24 protein-coding genes are annotated in these 23,415 nt (G+C 73.6%); 12 read left to right on the top strand and 12 right to left on the bottom strand.

Going from position 1 to position 23,415, the window contains the following annotated elements:
• Window positions 1-5 precede the first annotated feature (5 nt).
• Window positions 6-1,007 (bottom strand): LacI family DNA-binding transcriptional regulator, encoded by a 1,002-nt coding sequence (locus QRT03_RS20985; RefSeq protein ID WP_286055400.1) that lies wholly within the window; start codon window positions 1,005-1,007, stop codon window positions 6-8.
• A 246-nt stretch (window positions 1,008-1,253) separates the two neighbouring features.
• Between QRT03_RS20985 and QRT03_RS20980 the strand changes: the two genes are divergently transcribed.
• Genes QRT03_RS20980 through QRT03_RS20965 form a run of 4 tightly spaced genes read left to right on the top strand, consistent with a single transcriptional unit; the run spans window position 1,254 to window position 5,542 of the window.
• Complete coding sequence (locus QRT03_RS20980; protein WP_286054999.1) at window positions 1,254-2,612, top strand: ABC transporter substrate-binding protein; 1,359 nt, start codon at window positions 1,254-1,256, stop codon at window positions 2,610-2,612.
• Window positions 2,609-3,565, top strand: a complete 957-nt coding sequence (locus tag QRT03_RS20975) for a carbohydrate ABC transporter permease (RefSeq protein WP_286054998.1) — start codon at window positions 2,609-2,611, stop codon at window positions 3,563-3,565. Before QRT03_RS20980 ends, QRT03_RS20975 begins: the two co-directional genes overlap by 4 nt.
• Entirely contained in the window at window positions 3,565-4,446 is an 882-nt protein-coding gene (locus QRT03_RS20970; protein ID WP_286054997.1) for a carbohydrate ABC transporter permease, read from the top strand. The genes QRT03_RS20975 and QRT03_RS20970 overlap by 1 nt, the downstream gene beginning before the upstream one ends.
• Window positions 4,447-4,459: 13 nt before the next feature.
• The gene (locus QRT03_RS20965) at window positions 4,460-5,542 is read left to right on the top strand and encodes an ABC transporter ATP-binding protein (RefSeq protein WP_286054996.1); all 1,083 of its coding nucleotides are present in this window, start codon (window positions 4,460-4,462) and stop codon (window positions 5,540-5,542) included.
• Between the two features lie 22 nt (window positions 5,543-5,564).
• On the opposite strand, the gene QRT03_RS20960 is transcribed toward QRT03_RS20965, so the two are convergent.
• The 4 genes from QRT03_RS20960 to QRT03_RS20945 form a co-directional block, all read right to left on the bottom strand.
• Window positions 5,565-5,801, bottom strand: a complete 237-nt coding sequence (locus QRT03_RS20960; protein ID WP_286054995.1) for a hypothetical protein — start codon at window positions 5,799-5,801, stop codon at window positions 5,565-5,567.
• Window positions 5,802-5,879: 78 nt separating this feature from the next.
• A complete protein-coding gene (locus tag QRT03_RS20955; RefSeq protein WP_286054994.1) occupies window positions 5,880-7,385 on the bottom strand; it encodes a mannitol dehydrogenase family protein in 1,506 nt (501 codons plus the stop codon).
• A 45-nt stretch (window positions 7,386-7,430) separates the two neighbouring features.
• Window positions 7,431-8,171, bottom strand: coding sequence for an SDR family oxidoreductase (locus QRT03_RS20950; RefSeq protein WP_286054993.1), 741 nt, complete (start codon window positions 8,169-8,171; stop codon window positions 7,431-7,433).
• Window positions 8,172-8,192: 21 nt separating this feature from the next.
• Complete coding sequence (locus QRT03_RS20945) at window positions 8,193-9,122, bottom strand: AraC family transcriptional regulator (RefSeq protein ID WP_286054992.1); 930 nt, start codon at window positions 9,120-9,122, stop codon at window positions 8,193-8,195.
• A 73-nt stretch (window positions 9,123-9,195) separates the two neighbouring features.
• Between QRT03_RS20945 and QRT03_RS20940 the strand changes: the two genes are divergently transcribed.
• The 5 genes from QRT03_RS20940 to QRT03_RS20920 all read left to right on the top strand — a co-directional run bounded on the left by QRT03_RS20940 (window position 9,196) and on the right by QRT03_RS20920 (window position 12,829).
• A complete protein-coding gene (locus QRT03_RS20940; RefSeq protein WP_286054991.1) occupies window positions 9,196-10,023 on the top strand; it encodes a Rossmann-fold NAD(P)-binding domain-containing protein in 828 nt (275 codons plus the stop codon).
• On the top strand, window positions 10,020-10,460 hold the full coding sequence (locus QRT03_RS20935) for an anthrone oxygenase family protein (protein ID WP_286054990.1): 441 nt from the start codon (window positions 10,020-10,022) through the stop codon (window positions 10,458-10,460). Before QRT03_RS20940 ends, QRT03_RS20935 begins: the two co-directional genes overlap by 4 nt.
• Before the next feature lie 10 nt (window positions 10,461-10,470).
• Window positions 10,471-11,364, top strand: a complete 894-nt coding sequence (locus tag QRT03_RS20930) for a LysR family transcriptional regulator (RefSeq protein WP_286054989.1) — start codon at window positions 10,471-10,473, stop codon at window positions 11,362-11,364.
• 52 nt (window positions 11,365-11,416) lie between these two features.
• Complete coding sequence (locus QRT03_RS20925) at window positions 11,417-11,686, top strand: hypothetical protein (RefSeq protein WP_286054988.1); 270 nt, start codon at window positions 11,417-11,419, stop codon at window positions 11,684-11,686.
• A 63-nt stretch (window positions 11,687-11,749) separates the two neighbouring features.
• Window positions 11,750-12,829, top strand: a complete 1,080-nt coding sequence (locus tag QRT03_RS20920) for a CHAD domain-containing protein (RefSeq protein WP_286054987.1) — start codon at window positions 11,750-11,752, stop codon at window positions 12,827-12,829.
• Window positions 12,830-12,873: 44 nt separating this feature from the next.
• Here QRT03_RS20920 and ppk2 read toward each other — a convergent pair whose 3' ends face one another.
• Window positions 12,874-13,812, bottom strand: a complete 939-nt coding sequence (ppk2, locus tag QRT03_RS20915) for a polyphosphate kinase 2 (protein WP_286054986.1) — start codon at window positions 13,810-13,812, stop codon at window positions 12,874-12,876.
• A gap of 101 nt (window positions 13,813-13,913) precedes the next feature.
• On the opposite strand from ppk2, the gene QRT03_RS20910 reads away from it, so the two are divergent.
• Window positions 13,914-14,354 carry a PaaI family thioesterase gene (locus QRT03_RS20910; protein WP_286054985.1) on the top strand — a complete coding sequence of 147 codons (441 nt, stop codon included), beginning with the start codon at window positions 13,914-13,916 and terminating at the stop codon, window positions 14,352-14,354.
• A gap of 69 nt (window positions 14,355-14,423) precedes the next feature.
• On the opposite strand, the gene QRT03_RS20905 is transcribed toward QRT03_RS20910, so the two are convergent.
• From QRT03_RS20905 to QRT03_RS20885, 5 genes are all read right to left on the bottom strand, one after another.
• Complete coding sequence (locus QRT03_RS20905; protein ID WP_286054984.1) at window positions 14,424-15,737, bottom strand: ferredoxin reductase family protein; 1,314 nt, start codon at window positions 15,735-15,737, stop codon at window positions 14,424-14,426.
• 96 nt (window positions 15,738-15,833) lie between these two features.
• Window positions 15,834-16,730: an esterase-like activity of phytase family protein gene (locus tag QRT03_RS20900; RefSeq protein WP_286054983.1), complete on the bottom strand. Its 897-nt coding sequence runs from the start codon at window positions 16,728-16,730 to the stop codon at window positions 15,834-15,836.
• A gap of 53 nt (window positions 16,731-16,783) precedes the next feature.
• On the bottom strand, window positions 16,784-17,656 hold the full coding sequence (locus tag QRT03_RS20895; RefSeq protein WP_286054982.1) for a sigma-70 family RNA polymerase sigma factor: 873 nt from the start codon (window positions 17,654-17,656) through the stop codon (window positions 16,784-16,786).
• The gene (locus QRT03_RS20890; RefSeq protein WP_286054981.1) at window positions 17,653-18,795 is read right to left on the bottom strand and encodes an NAD(P)/FAD-dependent oxidoreductase; all 1,143 of its coding nucleotides are present in this window, start codon (window positions 18,793-18,795) and stop codon (window positions 17,653-17,655) included. Before QRT03_RS20890 ends, QRT03_RS20895 begins: the two co-directional genes overlap by 4 nt.
• An 87-nt stretch (window positions 18,796-18,882) precedes the next feature.
• Complete coding sequence (locus QRT03_RS20885) at window positions 18,883-19,386, bottom strand: MarR family winged helix-turn-helix transcriptional regulator (protein ID WP_286054980.1); 504 nt, start codon at window positions 19,384-19,386, stop codon at window positions 18,883-18,885.
• Window positions 19,387-19,483: 97 nt separating this feature from the next.
• Between QRT03_RS20885 and QRT03_RS20880 the strand changes: the two genes are divergently transcribed.
• Both QRT03_RS20880 and ppsA read left to right on the top strand, forming a co-directional pair.
• A complete protein-coding gene (locus tag QRT03_RS20880) occupies window positions 19,484-20,428 on the top strand; it encodes an NADP-dependent oxidoreductase (RefSeq protein WP_286054979.1) in 945 nt (314 codons plus the stop codon).
• Between the two features lie 149 nt (window positions 20,429-20,577).
• Complete coding sequence (gene ppsA / locus QRT03_RS20875) at window positions 20,578-22,956, top strand: phosphoenolpyruvate synthase (RefSeq protein ID WP_286054978.1); 2,379 nt, start codon at window positions 20,578-20,580, stop codon at window positions 22,954-22,956.
• 21 nt (window positions 22,957-22,977) lie between these two features.
• Here the strand turns inward: ppsA and QRT03_RS20870 are convergent, their stop codons facing one another.
• The gene (locus QRT03_RS20870; RefSeq protein ID WP_286054977.1) at window positions 22,978-23,352 is read right to left on the bottom strand and encodes a cupin domain-containing protein; all 375 of its coding nucleotides are present in this window, start codon (window positions 23,350-23,352) and stop codon (window positions 22,978-22,980) included.
• Window positions 23,353-23,415 lie beyond the last annotated feature (63 nt).

Below are 23,415 nucleotides of genomic sequence, written 5' to 3'. Positions count from 1 at the left end.
CCAGCTCACCGGTCGCAGCCGCAGCTCTCCCGGACCACGAACGACGGCGGGAGGCGCAGGACCTCCAGCGGGGCGTCCGGCTGGGCCCGGCGCCGCAGCAGCAGGCGCACCGCCTCGGCCGCGATCCGGTCGAACGGCTGGGCCATCACCGTCAGGCGGGGCGAGAACAGGTCCGCCCACGCGAAGTCGTCGAAGGCGACCACGGCCACGTCGTCCGGCACCCGCGCGCCCGCGTCCCGCAGGGCCGCGATCACGCCGATGGTCATGCTGTTGTTCCCGACGACGACGGCCGTGGGCGGCTCGGGCAGCGCCAGCAGCTTCGTCATCGCGGCCCGGGCCGGCTCGGTCGCCGACTCCCCGGACACCTCCAACGCGGGGTCGCGCGGGACCCCGGCGTCGTCGAGCGCCCGGCCGAACCCGGCGCAGCGTTCCTCGGTGGTGGTCAGCCCGGAGAGCCCGGCGACGAGCGCGATCCGGGTGTGCCCGTGGTCGACGAGGTGGCGGGTCAGGGTGCCGGTGGCGTCGTGGTTCTCGCTGCCGACCTGGTCCAGCGACGCCGCGAGGCCGTCCGGGACCAGCCGGTCCAGCAGCACCGTCGGGACCTCGTGGCGGGCGAGGTACTCCAGCGCGGCCGTCGGCTCGGCGGACGGGGCGAGGACGACGCCGTCGACGCGGTGGTGGTGCAGCCGGGCGACGACGGTGCGCTCGTACTCCGGGTCCTCGTGCGGGTCGACCAGCAGCAGTGTGTACCCGGCGCCGGCGGCGGCGGACTCCGCGGAGGAGAGCAGCTCGCCGAAGTACGGGTTGGAGATCGCGGAGAGGACGAGCCCGAGGGTCGTGGTGCGGTTGGTCGCGAGCGACCGCGCGACGGTGTTCGGCGTGTACGCGGTCTCCTCGACCGCCGCCATCACCGCGGCACGGGTGTCCGCGCTGACCGCGCGGGTGTTGTTCAGGACGTGCGAGACCGTGGCCGTCGAGACACCGGCGCGCCGGGCGACGTCCGCCATCGTGACCACGCCGTCCCTCCGTCCGCCGTCCCTGAACTCCTCTGCGGCCCTGCCGCGCCGATGATGCTCCTCGCCGGGGCGCAGGGGGAGCGGACCGTTCGGACGGGCAGTCCGAACCGGAACGGTCAAGCGCTTGCGTCGGTACGTATCGGAGTCCTACGGTCGCCCGACGTGATGTGGGGGTGAACCACGTCACTCAGTCGACGGGGACGGGGGCGGGGCGTGCGCGGACGGACTCCGGGACGAGTGCCACGGCGTGGGAGACCTGCGCTGGCGTTGTTCGCGACGGCCCTGCTCGCCCTCGTGGCGGGGTGCTCCGGGGCCGGCGCACTGGGCCAGGCCGAGGGTGTCGAGACCGTGACGGTCGCGATCATCTCCAACCCGCAGATGGAGGACGCGATCACGCTCGCGCCCGAGTTCGAGCGGGAGAACCCCGGCATCCGGCTGCGGTTCGTCTCGCTCTCCGAGAACGAGGCCCGCGCCAAGATCACCGCGTCCGTGGCCACCGGCGGCGGCGAGTTCGACGTCGTGATGATCTCGAACTACGAGACCCCGCAGTGGGCGCAGAACGGCTGGCTGACCGACCTCGAGCCGCTGATGGCGCAGACCCCCGGCTACGACCGGAACGACTTCCTGCCCACCGTGCGCGACGCGCTCTCCTACGAGGGCCGGATGTACTCGGTGCCGTTCTACGCCGAGTCGTCGTTCCTGATGTACCGCACCGACCTGTTCGCGCAGGCCGGCCTGACGATGCCCCCGCAGCCGACGTGGCAGCAGGTCGCGGACGCGGCGACGCGGCTCGACGACCGGTCGCGCGGCGGCAGCACCGCGGGCATCTGCCTGCGCGGCAAGCCCGGGTGGGGCGAGATGATGGCCCCGTTCAACACCGTGGTGAACACCTTCGGCGGCCGCTGGTACGACCCGCAGTGGAACGCGCAGCTCACCAGCCCGCAGTTCGAGCAGGCGACCCAGTTCTACGTCGACCTGGCGCGCAACCACGGGATCGCGGGCGGCTCCCAGGCCGGGTTCTCCGAGTGCGGCACCGCGTTCAGCCAGGGCAACGTCGCGATGTGGTACGACTCCACGTCCGCGGCCGGCACCGTGATCGACCCGGAGGAGTCGAAGGTCGTCGGGAACGTCGGGTTCGTGCCCGCCCCCGTCGTCGCGACGCCGAGCTCGGGCTGGCTCTACTCCTGGTCCCTGGCGATCCCGAAGACCTCGCCGCGGACCGACGCCGCGTGGAAGTTCATGAGCTGGATGACCTCCAAGCAGTACATCCAGCTCGTCGGCAACCGGCTGGGCTGGGAGTCGGCGCCGCCCGGGTCGCGCACCTCGACCTACGACAGCCCGCAGTACCAGCAGGCCGCCGGCGCCTTCGCCAACACCGTGCGCGACGCGATCGTGCGGGCGAACCCGCAGCAGCCGACCGTGGAGCCGGTGCCCTACCAGGGCGTGCAGTTCCTGCGCATCCCCGAGTTCCAGGACCTCGGCACCCGGGTCAGCCAGCAGCTGTCCGCCGCGATCGCCGGGCAGATCACGCCCGCCGAGGCGCTGGACCAGTCCCAGACGTACGCGACGACGGTGGGGGAGAGCTACCAGCCATGACCAGCACCCTCGAACGTCCACCCGCACCGTCCGGGCCGCCACCGGCACCGGGCCAGACGCCGACCCGCTCGGCGCGCGCCGAGGGCTGGGTGCGCCGGGCGCCGCTGCTGCCGGCGCTGATCTTCACGATCATCGTCACGCAGATCCCGTTCCTGCTGACGATCTTCTACTCGCTGCAGTCGTGGAACCTGGTCCGCCCGGGCTCGCAGCAGTGGGTGTGGTTCGACAACTACGTCAGCGTCTTCCAGGACTCGCAGTTCCGCGGCGTCGCGCTGAACACCGTGATCATGACCCTCGGGTCGGTGCTGATCGCCCTGGTGCTCGGTCTCGTGCTCGCGCTCCTGCTCAACCGGCACTTCATCGGTCGTGGCGTGGTGCGCACCCTGCTGGTGACGCCGTTCCTCATCACCCCGGTCGCGGCGGCCCTCCTGTGGAAGACGACGCTGCTGGACCCGACCTACGGCCTGATCAACTTCGTCCTCTCGCCCTTCGGGGTCGGCGAGGAGGCGTGGATCTCGGACTTCCCGCTGGCGTCGGTGATGGTCGCGCTGATCTGGCAGTGGACGCCGTTCATGATGCTGCTGCTCCTGGCGGGCCTGCAGTCGATGCCCACCGACCAGATCGAGGCCGCCCGGATGGACGGCGCCGGGGCCTGGGCGATCTTCCGCGAGCTGACGCTCCCGCACCTGCGCCGGTTCATCGAGCTGGGCACCGTCCTGGGCGCGATCTACCTGGTGAACACGTTCGACGCGGTCTACATGATCACCCAGGGCGGACCGGGCACGGCGTCGGCGAACCTGCCCTTCTACATCTACCAGCGGGCGTTCCTCGGCTTCGACATCGGCCAGTCGGCCGCCATGGGTGTCGTGGTCGTGGTCATGACGATCATCGTGGCGACGTTCGCGCTGCGCCTGGTGTTCCGCAGCTTCGGCGCGGCCGAGGGGAGCAACTGATGGCCACCACCACCGAGCGCGGGCCGGCCACGGCGACGTCGGAGCCCGCGGACCAGGAGATCCGCCGCTCCACCCGGACCGGCCCGGTCCTGCTGACCACGCTGACCTGGATCCTCGCCATCGGGTTCTTCTTCCCGGTGCTGTGGATGGTCCTCACCGCGTTCAAGACCGAGGGCGACGCGCAGTCGAGCCCCCCGACCTTCGTGTTCACCCCGACCTTCGAGCAGTTCGCGACGGTGTTCGACGCCGGGATCGGGCCGTACCTCGCGAACTCGCTGGGCGCGACCGTGATCTCGACGCTGCTGGTGCTGCTCCTGGCGACCCCGGCGGCGTTCGCGCTCTCCATGCGCCCGGTGGAGAAGACCCAGGACGTCCTGTTCTTCTTCATCTCCACGAAGATGCTGCCGGTCGTCGCGGCGATCGTGCCGATCTACGTCGTGGTCAACAACGTGGGTCTGCTGGACAACATCTGGACGCTGATCGTCCTCTACACCGCGATGAACCTGCCGATCGCGGTGTGGATGATGCGCTCGTTCTTCCTGGAGGTCCCGAGCGAACTGCTCGAGGCGGCCTCGATGGACGGGGCGTCGCTGGGTCGCACGCTGCGCGAGGTGGTCCTGCCGATCATCTCGCCCGGCATCTTCGCGACGGCGCTGATCTGCGTGATCTTCTCGTGGAACGAGTTCTTCTTCGCGGTCAACCTGACCTCGGCGAACGCCGGCACCATGCCGACGTTCCTGGTCCAGTTCGTGACCTCGCAGGGTCTGTACTTCGCCCAGCTCTCGGCGGCCGCGACACTGGCGGCGCTGCCGGTGATCATCGCCGGCTGGGTGGCGCAGAACAAGCTGGTGCAGGGTCTGTCGTTCGGCGCAGTGAAGTAGGGAGACGAGACTGATGGCCGAAGTGGTGTTCGACGAGGCCTCGCGCATCTACACGCCGGGCGCGACGCCCGCCGTCGACAAGCTGAGCCTGACCGTGAACGACGGCGAGCTCGTCGTCCTGGTCGGGCCGTCGGGGTCGGGGAAGTCGACGGCCCTGCGCATGCTGGCGGGCCTGGAGCCGATCGACCAGGGGCATCTGCGCATCAACGGCCGGGACGTGGTCGACGTCCCGTCCAAGGACCGGGACATCGCGATGGTGTTCCAGAGCTACGCGCTCTACCCGTCCAAGTCGGTGCGCGACAACATGGCCTTCCCGCTCAAGATGCGCGGGATGGACAAGTCCGAGCAGTCGAAGCGGGTGAACGACGCCGCCGACATCCTCGGGCTCACCGAGTACCTCGACCGCAAGCCCAAGGCACTCTCCGGTGGCCAGCGCCAGCGTGTCGCGATGGGCCGGGCGATCGTCCGCGAGCCGCAGGTCTTCCTCATGGACGAGCCGCTGTCCAACCTGGACGCGAAGATGCGCGTGCAGACCCGCGCGCAGATCGCCGGGCTGCAGAACCGCCTGGACGTCACCACGGTCTACGTCACGCACGACCAGGTCGAGGCGATGACGATGGGCGACCGGGTGGCGGTGCTCAACCACGGCAAGCTGCAGCAGTACGCGACGCCCTCGGAGCTCTACGACCACCCGGTCAACGCGTTCGTGGCGGGCTTCATCGGCTCGCCGGCGATGAACCTGATGGACCTGCGGCGCGCGAACGGCGCGGTGACGCTGGGCGGGACGCAGGTCCCGCTGGCCCGGGAGGTCGCCGACGCGGCCGGCTCCGCGGACACCGTCACGATCGGTGTGCGCCCCGAGGACCTGTCGATCGGGGGCGACGGCGACGGCGTCAAGGCCGTCGTCGACGTCGTCGAGGAGCTCGGCAGCGAGTCCTACCTGTACGCGCACATGGCCGAGCACCCCGACACCACGCTCGTGGTGCGGGGGCCCGGCCGGACGAAGGTGCGCTACGGCGAGACGATCGCGGTCCGGGTCGACCCGGACGCGGTGCACGCCTTCGACGCCTCGTCGGGGGAGCGCCTCGGGTCCTGACGCCTCCCGACGCCGGGTCGGGTCAGCCGTGCAGGTCGGTCCACTGCACGGCGACCCCCCGGCGATGGGACTCGAGGCGGCGCAGGCGTCGGCGGGCCTCGTAGGTCAGGCCGTCGATGCGGTCGAGCAGCTGGGTCAGCTCGGCGGTCTCCGAGTCGATCAGCGCGTCGCGGGCCTGCTCGGACTCCGGGGCGCGCGGGGTGGCGCGGGTGACGTACGGGTCGGTCACGGGCTCGGTGGCGGCGTCGGGGACGGCCACGGGTTCTCCTTCACGGGTGGTGCGTGCTCGGTACTGAATCGTTCAACAAGCTAGCACGCGCAACATTCCCGCCCCGGATCAGGACCCGTCGAGGACCGCCCGGAGTGCCGCGCGGGCACCGTCGGTGTGGAGCCGGTCGAGGTGGCGCCGGTAGGCGTCGGTGAACCGCGCGTCGTCGATCAGGTCGCCGAACAGCGAGCGGTCCTCCAGGAACGCCAGCGGCTCGTCCGGGTAGCGCCGGGCGGTCGCGGTGCGCTCCTCGGCACGGCCGGTGTCGACGACCTCGATCGGCTCGCCGGCCTCGTCGACCCCCTCGGCGTAGCGCGCCCAGGCCGCGACGATCAGCGCCGACCGCTCGATGGCGCCGCCGTCCCGCAGGTTCTGGCGGATGACCGGGACCAGCCACGGCGGGATGCGGTCGCTCGACTCGGCGGCCAGCCGGGCCAGGGTGTCCTTGATCTCCGGGTTCGCGAACCGCTCGATCAGCGTCGCCTTGTAGTCGTCGAGGTCGACGCCCGGCACCGGCAGCAGGGTGGGCGTGGCCTCGTCGTCCATGTAGCCGCGCACGAAGCGGACGAACTCGTCGTCGGAGCACACCTCGTGGGCGTAGCGGTAGCCGGCCAGGTAGCCGAGGTAGGCGATCGCCTGGTGGGAGGCGTTGAGCAGCCGCAGCTTCATCAGCTCGTACGGCTCGACGTCGGCCACGACCTGGACGCCGGCCTCCTCGAACGCCGGACGTCCGGCGGCGAACCGGTCCTCGAGCACCCACTGGGTGAACGACTCGCACACCACCGGCCAGCCGTCGTCCACCCCGAAGCGTTCCGCGAGCTCGCGGCGGTCGTCGTCGGTGGTGCGCGGGGTGATCCGGTCGACCATCGAGTTCGGGAACGGCACCTCGCGCTCGATCCAGTCGGCGAGGTCGTCGGAGGTCTGCTCGTCGCGGGCGCGGGCGAAGGCGGTGATCATGCGGTGCGCGACGTCGCCGTTGCCCGCGATGTTGTCGCAGCTCATGACGGTGAACGGGCCGGTCCCGTCCGCGCGCCGCCGGCGCAGGGCCTCGACCAGGTAGCCGAAGGCGGAGCGGGGCACGGTGCCGGACTCCCGGGCGATGTCGTGGGCGACGCTCGCCTCGGAGCCGTCGAACTCCCCGGTCGCCGTGTTGACGTGGTAGCCGCCCTCGGTGACGGTCAGGCTCACGATCCGGGTCGCCGGGTCCGTCATGCGGTCCAGCACCGCCTCCGGGTCGTCCGGGGCGACGAGGTAGTCGACCATCGAGCCGATCACCCGGGGCTCCCGCGAGCCGTCCGCGTGCTTGAGCACCAGCGTGTACAGGTCGTCCTGCCGCGCCATGACCTCGCCCATCGCGCGGTCGGCCTCCAGGACGCCGACGCCGCACAGCGCCCACCCCTGGTCGTGCCCCGCGCTGAACAGCCGGTCGAGGTACATGGCCTGGTGCGCCCGGTGGAAGCCGCCGACCCCGACGTGGACGATGCCGACCTCGAGGGCGTCCCGGTCGTAGTCCGGGACCGGGATCCCCAGCTCCGGCAACGAGGCGCGGTTCAGGGCGACAGCGTCGGCGCTCATCCGCCCACCCTAGGAGCGCAAGCGCTTGCCGTCACGGCCCGGATCTCACCGGCCGCCGGCGACGTCGAGGATGCTCCCCGTCGCGTAGGACGCCTCGTCGGAGGCGAGCCACACGATCGCCGCGGCGATCTCGTCCGCGGTGCCCGCGCGCCCCACCGGGACGGCGGGACCGAGGCGGGCGACCCGGTCGGGCTGACCGCCGGAGGCGTGCAGGTCGGTGTCGACGATCCCCGGGCGGACGACGTTGACCCGGACGCCCTCGCCCGCGACCTCCTTCGCGAGCCCGACGCCCAGCGTGTCGACGGCGGCCTTCGACGCCGCGTAGTCCACGTACTCGCCGGGCGAGCCCAACCGGGCCGCCGCGGAGGAGACCAGGACGATCGACCCGCCGTCGTGACCGTGGGCGGTGGACATCCGCCGGACCGCCTCGCGGCAGGTCACGATCGCGCCGGTGACGTTGGTGGCGAGCATCGCGGTGACCCGCTCGACGGTCAGCTCGTCGACGCGGGTCTTCTCCCCGACGACGCCCGCGTTCGCGACGACGGCGCCCAGCGGGCCGAGCGTGGTGGCCGCCTCCGCGGCCGCGACGACGTCGGCCTCGACCGCGACGTCCGCCCGGATCGCGGCGGCCCGTCCGCCCTGGCTCTCGATCGCGGTGACGACGGCGGCCGCGGCGTTCTGGTCGGAGCGGTAGGTCAGGCACACCGCCCAGCCCGCGGCGGCCGCCCGCCGCGCCGTGGCCGCACCGATCCCGCGGCTGCCTCCGGTGACGAGCATGCTGCGCATGGGGCGATCATCCCGCCCTCCTCATCCCGCCCGCAGCGCCGCGGGCCGCACTCCCCGCTCGCGGTGGAACGCCGTGGAGAGCGCGAAGGGGCTGCCGTAGCCGACGCGGTCGGCGATGACGGCGAGCGTGAGGTCGGTGCCGCGGAGCAGGTCGGCGGCGAGGGAGAGGCGCAGGTCGGTCAGCCACGCCATCGGTGGCTCGCCGACCAGGGTGGTGAACCGGCGCGCGAGGGCCGCGCGGGAGAGCCCGGCACCGCGGGCGAGGACGTCGACCGTCCAGCCGCGCGCCGGGTCGGCCTCCATCGCCCGCAGCGCCGGTCCGACGGTCGGGTCCCGGCGGGCGAGCGCCGCGGACGGAGCGGCCGGACCCGCGAACCACGCGCGCAGCACCGTCACGAGCAGCAGGTCGAGCGCGCGGTCGAGGACGACGTCCTGCCCCGCGGCGTCGCGGTCGAGCTCGCCGTCGAGCAACCCCACCAGCGGGCCGGGCGCGTGGTCCAGATCCTCGGGGTGCAGCACGGTGACCGCGGGCAGCGACCGCACCAGGCGCGCTCCGATCTCCCCGCCGACCGGGTAGGTGCCGACGAGCATCGCGGTCGCCGCGTCCGGACCGTGCCCCCAGGTCCGGACGCCCAGCTCGCCCGGAGGGCGGACCGCGCCCGGGGGAATGCTGCACCGCTCGTCCGGGCCGATCACCGCCTGGAGCGCGACACGGTCGTCGGAGGCCACGGTGTAGGGCGTCGGGCCCCGCAGGACGATCACGTCGCCGGGCCCCGCGTCGGCGACGGTCCCGTCGTCGGAGCGCAACCGGGTCGTCCCGCGCGTGACGACGACGAGCGTCAGCGGTGCCCCGTCCTCGATCCGCACGGCGTACGGCGGCTCGAGCAGGCAGCGCAGCAGGAACGCGCCGCGGGCGCGCGGCCCGTCGAGGAGGCCGGTCACGTGGTCCACGGTGAGACGATCGCGCATGCGGGGGCGCGTTGCAATCATGGAGAGTCCAGCCGGTCGCGGCTGGAATGGGTCCATGCTCATCGTCGTCACCGGCGCCACCGGCAAGACCGGCCGCCGCATCGTCCACCGTCTGCACACCGCCGGGAGCGAGGTCCGCGCCGTCGGCCGCACCTCCGCGCCCCGGCACGACTGGGCCGACCCGGCCACCTGGCCCGCCGTCCTCGCGCCCGACGCCGAGGGCCGACCGCCGGCCGCGGTCTACCTGGCGTACGCCCCCGACGCCGGCTTCCCGGGGGCCGACGCCGTGCTCGGGGCCTTCGCCGGCGCCGCGGCGGACGCCGGGGTGGGCCGGCTGGTCCTGCTGACCGGGCGCGGGGAGTCCGGCGCGGTCCGCTCCGAGGAGGCCGTCGCCGCCGCGGGCCTGCCGACCGTCGTCGTCCGCGCCGCGTTCTTCGCCCAGGGCTTCACCGAGGACCTGTTCGCCGAATCGGTCGCCGCCGGGATCCTGCGGGTGCCCGCCGGGGACGTGCCCGAGCCCTTCGTCGACCTGGAGGACCTCGCCGACGTGGCGACGGCCGGCCTGCTCGGGGACCTGACCACCGGCGTCCACGAGCTGACGGGGCCCGAGGCGCTCACGTTCGGGGAGGTCGCCGCGGAGCTCACGCGACTCACGGGCGGCGAGGTGGTGTACGAGCCGGTGACCCCGGAGGAGTTCCACGCCGATCTGGTCGGGGTGGGGCTGCCCGACGAGGACGCCGCCGGGATCACCGGGTTGTTCGCCGAGCTCTTCGACGGGCGCAACGTCCGTCCCACCGACGGCGTGGCGCAGGCCCTCGGGCGTCCGGCACGCCCGTTCGCGACGGCGCTCGCGGCGGCCTTCCCGACGGCGGGTGCCCGATGAGCGTCCTCGGGGTGGTCGCACCCGTGGCCGGCGGTGTCCTCGCCGGGGTGTACCTCGCCTTCGACCTGGCCGTGATGCCGGCCCTGCGGCGGTCCCGCGTGCCGGTCGGGGCGCCGGACGACCCGGCGGAGACCATGCGTGCGATCAACGTCGCGATCGTGCGGCCGTCGTTCCTCGCCCTGCTGTTCGGCGCGCCGGTACTCGCCGTGGTCGCCGCGGTCGTGGAGCCGACGCCGTGGACGGTCGCGGCGGCAGTGCTCCAGGTCGGCGGGCTCGTCGTGACGATGGCGGTGAACGTGCCACTCAACGACGGGCTGGCGGCCGGCGGCCCGTGGGAGCGCTTCGTCGGCCCGTGGACGCGGGCGCACCGGGTGCGGACGGCGGCCGCGCTCCTGGCCGTGCTGGCCGGCGTGGTCCAGGCTTCGGTCTGGCCGTAGTCTCCGGTCGGTGTACGACCTGCTCGACCTCACGCTGTTCGTGGCCGTGCTCGACGAGGGGTCGATCACGGCCGGGGCGGCCCGGCTGCCGCTGAGCCTGCCGTCCGCGAGCGCGCGGGTCCGGGGCCTGGAGTCCCGGGTCGGGGTGGAGCTGCTCGTGCGGGGCCGGCGTGGGGTCCGGCCCACCCCGGCCGGCGTCGCGTTCGGCCGGCACGCCCGGGAGGTGGTCGCCGGGGTGCGGCGCCTGGACGGTGCGGTGGCGGCGTACAGCCGCCCGGCGACCGGACGCCTCACCCTGCTCGCGGGCAGCTCCGCGATGCAGCGGCTCGTGCCGCGGGCCCTGGTCTCGTTCCTGACCGCCCGCCCCGACCTCGACGTCGTCACCGCCGAGCGGCGCAGCGCCGACCAGGTGCGGGTGCTGGCCGAGGGGGAGGCCGACCTGGGGGTGGTGATCTCGGACGGCCCGGTGCCGCCGGAGGACCGGCTCGGGGACGACTCGCTGGTCGTCGTCGGTGCGTCGGGGGTCGAGCTGGGCGACGGGCCGGTCTCCTTCGCCGAGATCGCCGAGTTCCCGATGGTCGGGTTGCCGGTCGAGTCGCCACTGCAGCAGACCCTGGAGGCGAACCTGGGGGACCGGGCCCCGCTGGTGCGCTACCGCGGGCGGGCCGTCGGGCTCACGGCCGTCGTCGGGCTGGCGGCCGCGGGGGTGGGGCTGGCCGTCGTGCCCCGGCACGTCGTGGACCCGGCACTCGGGCTCACCGTGGCGGACCTCCGCGACCCGTGGGCCCGCCGGACGCTGGCGCTGCGGCGCGGAGCCCGTCCCGCCGACGGGACCGACGTGCTCGCCGACCACCTGCGTGGCGCAGCGGAGGCCGCACGTGCCTCTGTCCCGCCCGAAGGCTGAGTTCGGCGTTCGCGTCTAGGACGGACGGGCCCCGGTCCGCAGACTCTCCGCCATGACACCCGCCATGACGCCCGGTCGCCCCTCGACCGCTCGCAGCCTGCTCCCCGTCCTGCTCACGGCGTCCGTCCTGGGTGCCGGCGCCCTCGCCGCACGGGCGGTGCGCGCGGGGCTGCCCGTCCCGGCGGCCACGGTGATCGCGGTCGCGGTGCCCCTGCTCGTCCTGTTCGCGTCCCTCCTCCCGCGCCGGGCCCGGGACGAGGACCTCGACGACGAGTGGGCCCGCCTGGAACCGCACTGGAGGTCGGAGGTGGACGTGCGGTGACGGTGTCGGATCCGTCCGGGCACACCTGTGGACGGGGCCCGCGGACGGGGTACCTGCCCGCACGTGGCCAAGAGTGACCCCGGCAAGCATCTGACCGCCTCGACCCTCGTCCTCGCCGCGCTGCGCGAGCGCGTCGCCGCCCTCCACGCCGCCGTGGAGCTCGACACCGACGAGCCCGTGCCGAGCCCCGACGAGGAGGTCGTCGGCGAGACCTCGGACACGACGTCCGAAGACGGCCCCGACGGTTCCGACGAGGACGGCGGCACCTCCGTCACGATCCCGGCGGCGCCCGAGGAGGTGCCCGACGGCAGCGACGACGACGGCGACGACTCGGTGCTCGCCGCCGGCGTCGACGTCGAGGGCCTCGCGGAGGTGCTGGCCGACCTGGACGCGGTGATCTCCGGGTTCGCCGGCCTGATCGAGGGGCCGGACGTGACCGCGCTGCGCGCCGAGCTCGCGTGGGCGCGGGCGGTCGTCGACGAGGCCCACGGGCTGGAGGGCACCGTCGACGTCCTCTCCGAGCTCGTCGACGACCTCGACCCGACGCTGCGCCTGGGCCCCGTCCGGGAGCGGCTGCGCCTCGTCGTCACCACCCGCAGCGAGGAGCGGCGGGACGCCGTGACCGCGATGCTGGCCCAGCCCGAGTGGGCGAGCCTCATGGCGCACGCCGACCGGCTGGTGCTGACCGCCCCGATCGCCGGCACCAAGCCGAAGAACACCGAGAAGGTGCTGGCCAAGGCGCTCGCCGACGCCGACGGCGCCGCACGCGACGCCGCGGACGACGCCGTCGTCGCCGCGCAGGGCGCGGACGGTGCCGGCGGCGCCCAGCTGGGCCCGGTCATCCATGCGACGACGACGGTCGCGACCACGGCCCGGACGGTCCGTCCGGTCCTCGGCAAGCAGGCGCGGCGGATCGCCGAGGCCGCCGAGGCCCTCGCCGCCGCTCTCGACGAGCGCCGGCGCGCCGAGTCGGCCGCCCACTGGCTCGTCGACCTCGCCGACATCGCCCACCGGGCCGGGGAGCCGAGCTTCACCTACGGCGTGCTGCACACCGAGGCCCGGGCGCGTCGCGAGCGGGCGGACGAGGCGCTGGCGAAGGCGGTCACCGCCTACACGAAGCCCAAGCTGCACAAGGGTCTGTAACCGGCCGGGAGGCGGGGGTCGGGGCCCGCCTCCCGCCGGTCCGCTCAGCGCAGCGGCGGGGCCTGGCGTGCCCCGCGCTCCTCGCCGTGCTCGAAGAGCTCCGACGCGGGCCCGACGACGGCCGGGTCGGCCGGGTACGCGACCTCGAGGTCCTTCTCCGGGTAGTCGAACCGGGCGAGCACGTGCCGCATGGCCTCGAGGCGGGCCCGCTTCTTGTCGTTCGACTTCACGACGGTCCACGGGGCGTCGGCGGTGTCGGAGTAGAAGAACATCGCCTCCTTCGCCGCGGTGTAGTCCGCCCAGCGGTGGATCGAGGCGAGGTCGTTGGGGGAGAGCTTCCAGCGCCGCACCGGATCGACCTGGCGGATGAGGAACCGCGTCCGCTGCTCGGACTGCGACACCGAGAACCAGAACTTCACGAGGTGGATGCCGCTGCGGACGAGCATCCGTTCCAGCTCGGGGGCCTCGCGCATGAACTCCATGTACTCGCGGGCCTCGGCGTAACCCATCACGCGCTCCACGCCCGCGCGGTTGTACCAGCTGCGGTCGAACAGGACGATCTCGCCGGCCGACGGCAGGTGGGTGAGGTAGCGCTGGAAGTACCACTGCGTGCGCTCGCGGTCGGTCGGCTTCTCCAGGGCCACGACGCGGGTGCCGCGGGGGTTGAGGTGCTCGGTGAACCGCTTGATGGTCCCGCCCTTGCCCGCCGCGTCCCGGCCCTCGAAGAGCAGGACCACCTTCTGCCCGGTGTCCTTCACCCACGCCTGGAGCTTGAGCAGCTCGATCTGCAGGAGCCGCTTCTGCTGCTCGTAGGTCTGCCGCGGCAGGCGTTCGTCGTACGGGTAGCCCTCCCGCCAGGTGTCGACCGGCTGCCCGTCCGGGCCGAGGAGGGCGGGGTCGTCGTCCTCGGCGCCGTCGGTGTCGACGGAGAGCTGGTCCAGCGGGATGTCGCTGAGGGGAGCGAGGGGGTCGTCCTGGGTCACGCGCGCGATGATCGCCGGGCGAGGTGGACGTCAGGTGAACGTCGGCCGGGAGTGGCTCGCAGGTCACGTTCCCGACGCCGGGTGGGGCCAGGCTCGTCGTCATGGCCACCCTGCTCGCCGGAGACGCCCTGCTCGCCCGTGCCGAGGCCGCGCTCGCGGTCGCGCTCCCGGACGCCCTCGGCGTCGAGTTCGTCGACCCGTCCGATCCGCTCGCCGGCGTGGTGCTCGAGGTGGCCGGCATCGGCGTCACGCCCGCCGCCACGCTGCACGGCTCGGCGCTCGCCGCGGTCTGCGAGCTCGCCGGCTACCTGGCCGTGCTGCCGACCCTCACGTCGGCCGAGCACGCCGTCACCCACCAGCTCTCGCTGCAGTACCTGCGGGGCGCGGGGGTCGGACAGCGGGTCCGGGTCGACGCCGAGCTGGCTCGCCGCACCCGGTCCGTCGCCTTCGTCGGCGTCACCGCCCGCCTCGAGCAGGACGGCGAGCAGGACGGGACCGTCGTGGCGCAGGGTCAGATCACGAAGTCGATCGTGGCGTTCTGACGGCGAGCCCCGCCGTCGAGCGGGTCTCCAGGGCTGTCGAAGCAGGCTCGCGGCAGCTCCGGGTGCTGCTCACCGCGCCTGCGCGCGACGGCGCGTGCCCTGGACGGGGATCGCACCCGACCAGCCGAACTGCTCGGAGTGGACCCGTTCCGCGGGGACGCCGAGCTGCTCGATCGCGGCCAGCGAGCCCGCGAGCAGCGAGGGCGATCCGCAGACGAACCAGTCCAGGTGCCGCCGCCCCCGTCCGGGGACCACCTCGTCGAGCATCGCCGCGTCCACCCGACGGCCGGCGGTCCGGGTGACCCGGAGGTCCAGGCGCCGGGCGAGCGAGGCCAGCTCGGGCTCGAACAGCGGCTCGTCCGGGCGCTGCGCGACGACCATGTGCAGCGGTCGGGGGTCGGCGGAGTCGGCCAGGGTGCGCAGCATCGACATCATCGGCGTGATCCCGACGCCCCCCGCGATCAGCACCAGGCCGGGCGCCTCCGGGGCCGCGGTGAACGAGCCGTGCGGGCCGTCCAGCCACACCTTCGAGCCGGGCGGCAGCGCCGCCAGCGTCGTCGAGAAGTCCCCGCTGCCGCGCACGGTGAGCTCGAGACGGCCGGTGACCTGGGCCGACGAGGCGATCGTGAAGGGGTGCTCCTCGCTGCCGAGGACCGAGCGGCGCAGCCGCAGCCACACGAACTGGCCGGCGTGGAAGCGCATCCCGCGCTGCAGGTGGACCGGGGCGAGGACCAGCGTCGCCGTGGAGGGTCCCTCCGGCCGGACGCCGTAGACCACGTAGGCGCCGTGGCGGGAGAACAGCGGCCGCCACACCCAGCGCAGGAACATGACCGCGAGGAACGCCAGGGTCAGCGCGGACAGCACGACGCGCAGGACCGGGTCCTCCAGCAGATCGCCGAGGAAGAAGACGTGCATCCCGGCGAGGACGATCGCCGCGGCCGCGAGCAGCACGTGCATCCGGGCCCACACCTCGTACCGCCGTCCGGAGCGACGGCCCCACCAGGCGACGAGCCCGACCGCGACCATCGCGGTCGCCGCCAGCCAGCCCCACTGGATCGACAGCGACGCCGCGAACGGGTTCAGCAGCGACGGCGACCGGTAGACGGCGACCGCGAGGTGCGCTAGCACGGCCACGATCGCGACGACGCCCAGCAGACGGTGGGCGCCGATGATTCGGTCGATGCCGAACGTGCGGGTCAACGAGCGCAGCCGGGCCGGCGCGACGATCGTCAGCGCCATCGTCACGAGCCCGAGCAGGCCGAGGACCACCAGGATCACCGAGAGCGGCTTGCCCTCGGCCCGCCAGGCGTACAGCGCCACCGGCCCCAGGACCACCAGGGCCGCCACCGCCGTCCAGATCGTCCGTCGTGTCGCGAGGTGCACGGGCCGCGACGCTAGGGATGCGCGCCGTGACGACCCCCGAACCTGAGAGCGCCGACGATCAATGGCGGTACTCGCGCGACGAGAGGTTCGGCGGGCTCAGAGAGCCACCCGGAGCCGGTAGGTCCGGGTCACCTGCTCCGGGTTGTCGTTGTCGTCGCTCACGAGGAGCAGCTCCAGGGCGCCGTCCGGGGTGCGCCCCGTGATCGTCATGCCCTCGACGTTGTCGAGCAGCGGGTTGCGCTGGGCCTGCTGCGAGGTCGCGCCGAGGGTGGGGCAGGCGCCGAGGTCCGCGACGAGGGTCGACCCGGCCGGGTTCGTCCGCGGGTCGAGCAGGACCAGGTGCACGGTGTTCCCGGTCGCCTCGTCGTAGCCGCGCTCCAGCGCGAGTAGGCGGCCGTCCCCGAGGGCGACGAGCTCGGCGATCCCGAGACCGGGGGCGAGCGGCACGGAGACCTGCGGCCCGTCCGGGATGGTCACGAGCCGGGTGTCGGTCTCGCCCGTCAGCGGCTTCTCCAGCGACGCGACGAGCGACCCGTCGGGCTGACGGGCGAGGCCCTCGAACGAGGCGTTGTCCTGCGTCCGGCCCACGACGTCGGCCGGGATCCCGAGCGACCCGAGCAGCCGGCCGTCGGGGGCGTACCGCAGCACCTGGGGCCCGGTCTCGTCGCCGATCGTCAGCGTCCCGTCCGGGTCGACCACCAGCGACTCCGAGTCCAGCGGCTTCGCCGCGGGGTCGGCCAGCGGGACGGAGGCGAGCGGACGGGTCGCCCCCGCGTCGAGGGTGTAGAGCACGGAGCGGTCGGAGAGCACGTAGATCGTCCCGTCGGGTCGGGCGGCCAGGGCCGACAGGTTGGCCACCTGCCCCTCGAGCACGTCGGAGAAGGACTCGATCGTCGTGCTCGGAGAACACGCGTTCCCGACGGCGGGTGGCGGCGGTGGGGGTGCACCGCACCCGGCGAGGACGAGGACGGCGACGAGCAGCAGGCGGCGCACGGGCGCAGCCTGCCGGTCGTCGATGGCGCGCCGGTGAACGGACGCGCCCGTGGTCACGACGCCGCGGTCAGCTTCGCGGGGTTGAGCTGCGCCGACAGCGTGACCAGCTCGCCGGTGTCGGCGTCGAAGTCGGCCTGCATCACCACGGTGAGCACGCCGCCGACGCGGACGAACACCGCCGGACCGCCGTTGGCCCACCCGACCTCGATCGTCGCGGCGGACGCCTGCCGCGCCAGCCCGGCCACGAACCGGGCGACCCGCTCGCGCCCCTCGACCGGCCGCCGCGCCGCACTCACCGTCCCGCCGCCGTCCGAGACCGCGACGGCGTCGTCGGCCAGCATCCGCTCCAGGGCCGGGACGTCGTTCCCGGCCGCCGCGGCGAGGAAGCGGGCGAGCAGACGGGCGGCCTGCTCGGGGTCGGCCTCGAACCGCCGACGGCCCCGGACGCGGTCGCGGGCCCGGTGCAGGTGCTGCCGGACCGTGGCCTCGGGGAGGTCCAGCAGCGTCGCCACCTCGGCGTGCGGGTGCCCGAACGCCTCGTGCAGGACGAACACCGCCCGCTCGGTGCCGGAGAGCGACTCCATCAGGCGCAGCACACCGAGCGAGAGGGTCTCGCGCTGTTCGACGGTCCCGTCGGGCCCGAGGTCCGGCCCGGCGGGACCGGTCGTCACCGGTTCCGGCAGCCACGGCCCGACGTAGTCCGTGCGCCGGGCCCGCAGCGACGTCAACCGGTTCCGGCACAGGTTGACGACGACCCGGGTCAGCCACGCGGCCGGCTCCCGGATCTCGTCGTGCGTGCCGGACCAGCGCAGCCACGCGTCCTGCACCACGTCCTGGGCCTCGTGGACCTCGCCCAGCATCCGGTAGGCCAGGCCCGTGAGCCGGCCCCGCTCGGCCTCGAACGCATCGACCTCGACAGCGCTCATGCGCTCGTCGGGATCCGGGGGTGACGCTGCACCCGCAGGGCGTTCACGACGATGGCCTCCTTCACCGCCGCGGCCACCCGTCCGGTCACCACGAGGTCGCGCGGGGAGTCGTCGGCGTGCACGAACTGCACCAGGCCGTCCCGCCGGCCCAGGCTGACGCACCGCAGGGCGTAGCGGAAGCGCAGCGGCGCCGGCTCCGTCCCGGCGAGCACCGAGGCCACCGTCCGCGCCGCCTGCTGGGCCTGGGGGAGGCCGGTCGCGCAGGCCATCCGCAGCGGCTGCCCGTCGGGTCGGGTGGCGGCGGCCGCGTCGCCGACCGCGAGCACGTCCGGGTGCGACGTCGACCGCAGCGCGGTGTCGACGAGGACCCGGCCGCTCGGGTCGACGGCGAGCCCGGCCCGGCGGGCCAGGTCGGGCACGGCGAACCCCACGGTCCCGACGACGACGTCGGCCGGGACGCGCGACCCGTCGTCGAGCGAGAGCCCCGCGTCGTCGGCGGCGAGCGCGCGACGGCCGTCGAGCACCGTCACGCCGAGGCGGTCGCAGACCGCGCGGACGTGCCGCCCGCCGCGCGGCGACAGGTCGGCGCCGAGGCCCTCGGCGGTGACCAGGGTCGTCGGGTGGCCGGCCTCGGCGAGCTCCGTGGCCAGCTCCAGCCCGGTGAGTCCGCCGCCGACCACCGCGACCGTCGTGGGGCCGGCCGCGAGGCGGTCGCGCAGGGCGGCCGCGCCGCCTGCGGTGGAGACGTCGTGCACGGGACCGGGCAGGACCGTCGGGTCGGCGTGACTCCCGAGGGCGTAGACCAGCAGGTCGTAGTCGAGCGACCCGCCGTCCCGCAGCCCGAGGCGCCGCGTGGCCGGATCGAGGTCCTCCACCCGGTCGTCGAGGAACGTCACGCCCGTGCCGGCCAGCAGGTCGGTGAAGCGGGGCGCCGCGGGCTCCGACCCGCCGGCCGCCGTCTCGTGCAGGCGCACCCGCTGGACGAACCGGTCGCCGTCGTTGACCAGCGTGACCCGCGCGTCCGTCCGCACCGCGAGCGCCTGCGCGGCGAGCTGGCCCGCGTAGCCCCCGCCGAGCACCACGACGTGGCTCCGTCCACCGGTCCCGTGCGCGCCGGTCACGGCCTGCAGCATGCTCATGACGATCCCTCCGTCGATCTCGTGTCGAGGAGGAGACCGGGGGACGGGCACCGTCGTGACAGGCGGCGGTGTGAGCCCGGGCACAGGTCAATCGGGCCGGGACCGCCGCCGTCGCCCCGCCGAGCGCGGGGGCAGGGCGCGCATGTGGTCACGGACCGGTGTGAGCAGGCCGGAGAGCGTCCGCGCGGCGTCCTGGGAGAGCGGCTCGAACAGCATCCGCCCGACGACCTCCTCGTGCCCGGGGAGGACCTGCGCGATCAGGTCGCGGCCGGCGTCGGTGATCGTGACGGTGACGCCGCGGTCGTCGTCCGGGGAGGGCGCGCGGGTGATCAGTCCCGCCTGCTCGAGCAGGCCGACCTGGTAGGTCAGGCCGCTGCGGCTGTGGACGATCGCGTCGGCGAGGTCGGTCATGCGGTGGCTGCCGGTCTCCGTCAGGCGCAGCCGCATGAGGATCTGGAAGCGCACGAACGTCAGCCCGCCCGCCTCGCGCAGCTGCTGCTCGATCGCGTGGCGCAGCAGGTCGGACACCTCGACCAGCGCGAAGTAGGCGCCGAGCCGGACCGGGTCGACCTCGTGCGGGGGCTCGGACATGGCCGGAGTCTACTTGCTTCAACTTCGAAGCAGGTCTAGCGTCGACCATGTGCTTCGAACCCGAAGCACATGGCATCCCGAGAAGTGAGGCCTCGCCGTGAAGGCAGTGCGGTTCCACGAGTACGGCGCCCCCGACGTGCTGCGGTACGAGGACACCGAGACGCCCGTCCCCGGTGCCGGGCAGGTCCGGGTGCGGGTCGCCGCGACCACGTTCAACCCGGTCGACGACGGCATCCGCGGCGGCTACCTGCAGGGCCCCTTCCCGGTCGCCCTGCCGCACACCCCGGGCATCGAGGTCGCCGGCACCGTCGACGCGTTGGGGGACGGGGTGGACGGGCTCGCCGTCGGCGACGCGGTGGTCGGCTTCCTCCCGATGGTGGCCGACGGGGCCGCGGCGGAGTACGTCGTCGCGCCGGCCGAGGTGCTGGTGGCGGCGCCGTCGAGCGTGCCGCTCGCCGACGCCGCGGCACTGCCGATGGTCGGGCTGACCGCGTGGCAGGCACTGATCGACGACGCGAAGCTGACCGCGGGTCAGCGCCTCCTCGTGAACGGGGCGGGCGGCGCCGTGGGCAGGTTCGCGGTGCAGCTCGCGACGCAGGCCGGGGCCTCCGTGGTCGCGACGGGGAGCGCCCGCACCCACGACCGGCTGACCTCGCTCGGGGCCGACGAGGTCGTCGACCACACCGCGTCCGACGTGGTCACGGCGGTCGCCGGGCCGGTCGACGTCCTGCTGAACCTGGCCGCGGTCGGCGCCGACCGGCTGGCCGAGCTCACCGGCCTGGTCGCCGACGGCGGCGTCGTCGTGAACACCGTGCCGCAGAACCCCGCGGCCGGCGACGAGGCCCGCGACGTGCGGGCCGTGAACGTCTTCGTCCGCAGCGACGCCGGGCAGCTGGCGCACCTGGTCGAGCTGGTCGACGCCGGGCAGCTGCGCATCGACGTCGACCGGCACGTGTCGCTCGCCGAGCTGCCCGCGGTCCACGCCGAGGCGGACGCCGGCACGCTGCGCGGCCGGGTCGTCGTGCTGGCCCCGAGCGAGTGACCGTCGCGGCACCCGGCCCTGCTCCGGCCCGCCCCCTCCGTTCGACCGGGTGTCGCAACCGCACGGTTTTCCGCCGGTCGGGAGCAGGGAATGTCCGACCGGTGTGAGGTCCGCGCGATGTGGCCCGGACCCGGGACGGAGGGGCCGAGATGGACCACGTGCGCTGGCTGGAGACGCTGTCGTCGGGCGACGTCGACGCCGTCGGGGGCAAGAACTCCTCGCTCGGCGAGATGATCCAGAACCTGACCTCGGCCGGGGTCCGCGTCCCCGGCGGGTTCGCGACGACCGCCGACGCCTACCGCGCGTTCCTGTCCGCCAACGGTCTCGACGACCGGATCCGTGAGCTCCTCGACGGCCTGGACCCGGACGGGGACGCGCTCGCCGAGGTAGGCGCGTCGATCCGGGACGCGTTCGCCGCGGCCGAGTTCCCGGAGGACACCGCCGGGGCGATCCGCGAGGCGTACGCCGAGCTCTCCGGCCGCTACGACACGGAGGACGTCGACGTCGCGGTCCGATCCAGCGCCACCGCGGAGGACCTCCCCGACGCGAGCTTCGCCGGTCAGCAGGACACCTACCTCAACATCACCGGCGCCGACGACCTCCTGCGCGCCTGCAAGGACTGCTTCGCCTCGGTGTTCACCGACCGGGCGATCGCCTACCGCACCGAGCAGGGCTACGACCACCTCGACCTGGCGCTGTCGGTCGGCGTCCAGAAGATGGTCCGGTCCGACCAGGGCAGCGCCGGCGTCATGTTCACGATCGACTCCGACACGGGCTTCCCGGACACGATCGTCGTCAACGCCGCGTGGGGGCTGGGGGAGAACGTCGTCGGCGGCGAGGTGACCCCGGACCAGTACACGGTCTACAAGCCGTTCCTGGAGAACGAGGAGCTGACGCCGATCATCGAGAAGACGGTCGGCGCGAAGGAGAAGACGCTCCGGTACGCCGCCGACCCCGACCAGGCGGGTGACACCACCGAGAACGTCGAGACCCCCGAGAAGCACCGCGCGCGCTTCGTCCTCACCGACGACGAGATCCTCGAGCTCGCGCGGTGGGGGCGGGTCATCGAGCAGCACTACGACCGGCCGATGGACATCGAGTGGGCCCGCGACGGCCGCTCCGGCGAGCTGTTCATCGTCCAGGCCCGGCCGGAGACGGTGCAGTCGAACGCCGGCGCGGGGACGCTGCAGACCTACCGGCTCGACGAGTCCGGCACGGTTCTCGTCAGCGGGCTCGCGATCGGGCAGGCCGTGGCGTCCGGCGCGGTGCAGCGGATCGCGTCGGCGGACGACATCGACACCTTCGAGGAGGGTCGGGTCCTCGTCACGGAGATGACCGACCCGGACTGGGTGCCGATCATGCGCAAGGCCGCCGCGATCGTCACCGACCGCGGCGGGCGCACCTCCCACGCGGCGATCGTCTCCCGCGAGCTGGGCGTGCCGGCGATCGTCGGCACCCAGGACGCGACGTCGGTGCTCTCCGAGGGGCAGGAGGTCACGATCTCCTGCGTCGAGGGCGACGAGGGGCAGGTCTACGAAGGACTGCTCGACTTCACTGTCGAGGACCTCTCGCTCGACGACGTCCCCGAGACCCGCACCCGCGTCATGATGAACATCGGCAACCCGGCGTCGGCGATGCAGTGGTGGCGGCTCCCCGCCCACGGGATCGGGCTCGCCCGGGTCGAGTACCTGGTCAACAACGTCATCAAGGCCCACCCATTGGCCCTGCTGCACCCCGACCAGGTGTCCGACGACGACCGCGCGCAGATCGAGGAGCTGACCGCCGGCTACGACTCCAACGAGGAGTACTTCGTCGAGCAGATGGCCCGGGGGATCGGCGTCATCGCGGCCTCCCAGTACCCCGAACCCGTCGTCGTGCGGCTCTCGGACTTCAAGACGAACGAGTACGCCGGCCTGATCGGCGGCACGACGTTCGAGCCCGAGGAGGAGAACCCGATGCTCGGGTGGCGCGGGGCCTCGCGCTACTACAGCGAGGACTACGCCCCGGCCTTCGCGCTCGAGTGCCGGGCGCTGCGCCGCGTGCGGGTCGAGATGGGCTTCACCAACGTCATCGTCATGGTCCCGTTCTGCCGCACCCCCGAGGAGGCCGACCGCGTCCTCGAGGTGATGGCGTCGAACGGCCTGGAACGCGGGCGCGACGGGCTGCAGGTCTACGTGATGGCGGAGATCCCGTCGAACGTGCTGCAGGCCGACGAGTTCGCCGAGCGCTTCGACGGGTTCTCCATCGGCTCCAACGACCTCACGCAGCTCACCCTCGGGATCGGCCGCGACGACGACCGCCTCACCCACCTGTTCGACGAGCGCAGCCCCGCCGTCAAGAAGATGATCTCGATGCTGATCGAGACGGCGCACGCGCACGACCGCTACGTCGGCATCTGCGGGCAGGGCCCGTCCGACCACCCGGAGCTCGCGGAGTTCCTCGTCGAGCAGGGCATCGACTCGATGTCGTTGAACCCGGACAGCGTGCTCACGGTGATCGACCACGTCGCGGCGGCCGAGAAGAAGTAGCTGACCGGGCTCGGCGTCCGATCAGGCGATCCACGGCGGGATGCTCGTGGCGCCGCCCGGGACCTCGGCGTGGGCCGCTCCGCGCCCGGTGACCAGGGCGGTGAGGCCGTGGGTCGGATCGGCGTGGAAGCGTCGGGGCACGCCGCCGGCGAGGACGATCGAGTCTCCGGGCCCGAGGTCGTAGGCCTCCTCGGAGACCTCGACCGTCGCCCGGCCGCGGAGCACGGTCCAGACCTGCTCGACGTCCATCGTGTGCCGCGGTCCGGCGGCACCCGGCATCATCTCGACCTGCCACAGGGCCTGGGTGCTGCCGCCGAGCGTGGGGGAGGCGTAGGTCGTCATGACGGCGTTCGGGGTCTCGGTCCGGCGGGTGTCGGCGCGGCGGACGACGGTCATCGGGTGCTCCTCGTAGGATCGGTCAACCAGGTTGTCTGTCGACGTAGAAGGTAAACCAGGTTG

Source organism: Actinomycetospora termitidis (genome assembly GCF_030286555.1).
GTDB lineage: Bacteria > Actinomycetota > Actinomycetes > Mycobacteriales > Pseudonocardiaceae > Actinomycetospora > Actinomycetospora termitidis.
Note: the sequence above shows the minus strand (reverse complement) of the source record. Positions and strands in the feature narration are given on the sequence as shown.

Bases quoted from the DNA above. Each gene is read 5' to 3' on its own strand.
- QRT03_RS20985 (WP_286055400.1), bottom strand. From the start codon at position 1,007: ATGGCGGACGTCGCCCGGCGCGCCGGTGTCTCGACGGCCACGGTCTCG.
- QRT03_RS20975 (WP_286054998.1), top strand. From the start codon at position 2,609: ATGACCAGCACCCTCGAACGTCCACCCGCACCGTCCGGGCCGCCACCG.
- QRT03_RS20970 (WP_286054997.1), top strand. From the start codon at position 3,565: ATGGCCACCACCACCGAGCGCGGGCCGGCCACGGCGACGTCGGAGCCC.
- QRT03_RS20965 (WP_286054996.1), top strand. From the start codon at position 4,460: ATGGCCGAAGTGGTGTTCGACGAGGCCTCGCGCATCTACACGCCGGGC.
- QRT03_RS20955 (WP_286054994.1), bottom strand. From the start codon at position 7,385: ATGAGCGCCGACGCTGTCGCCCTGAACCGCGCCTCGTTGCCGGAGCTG.
- QRT03_RS20950 (WP_286054993.1), bottom strand. From the start codon at position 8,171: ATGCGCAGCATGCTCGTCACCGGAGGCAGCCGCGGGATCGGTGCGGCC.
- QRT03_RS20940 (WP_286054991.1), top strand. From the start codon at position 9,196: ATGCTCATCGTCGTCACCGGCGCCACCGGCAAGACCGGCCGCCGCATC.
- QRT03_RS20935 (WP_286054990.1), top strand. From the start codon at position 10,020: ATGAGCGTCCTCGGGGTGGTCGCACCCGTGGCCGGCGGTGTCCTCGCC.
- QRT03_RS20925 (WP_286054988.1), top strand. From the start codon at position 11,417: ATGACACCCGCCATGACGCCCGGTCGCCCCTCGACCGCTCGCAGCCTG.
- QRT03_RS20910 (WP_286054985.1), top strand. From the start codon at position 13,914: ATGGCCACCCTGCTCGCCGGAGACGCCCTGCTCGCCCGTGCCGAGGCC.
- QRT03_RS20895 (WP_286054982.1), bottom strand. From the start codon at position 17,656: ATGAGCGCTGTCGAGGTCGATGCGTTCGAGGCCGAGCGGGGCCGGCTC.
- QRT03_RS20890 (WP_286054981.1), bottom strand. From the start codon at position 18,795: ATGAGCATGCTGCAGGCCGTGACCGGCGCGCACGGGACCGGTGGACGG.
- QRT03_RS20885 (WP_286054980.1), bottom strand. From the start codon at position 19,386: ATGTCCGAGCCCCCGCACGAGGTCGACCCGGTCCGGCTCGGCGCCTAC.
- ppsA (WP_286054978.1), top strand. From the start codon at position 20,578: ATGGACCACGTGCGCTGGCTGGAGACGCTGTCGTCGGGCGACGTCGAC.
- QRT03_RS20870 (WP_286054977.1), bottom strand. From the start codon at position 23,352: ATGACCGTCGTCCGCCGCGCCGACACCCGCCGGACCGAGACCCCGAAC.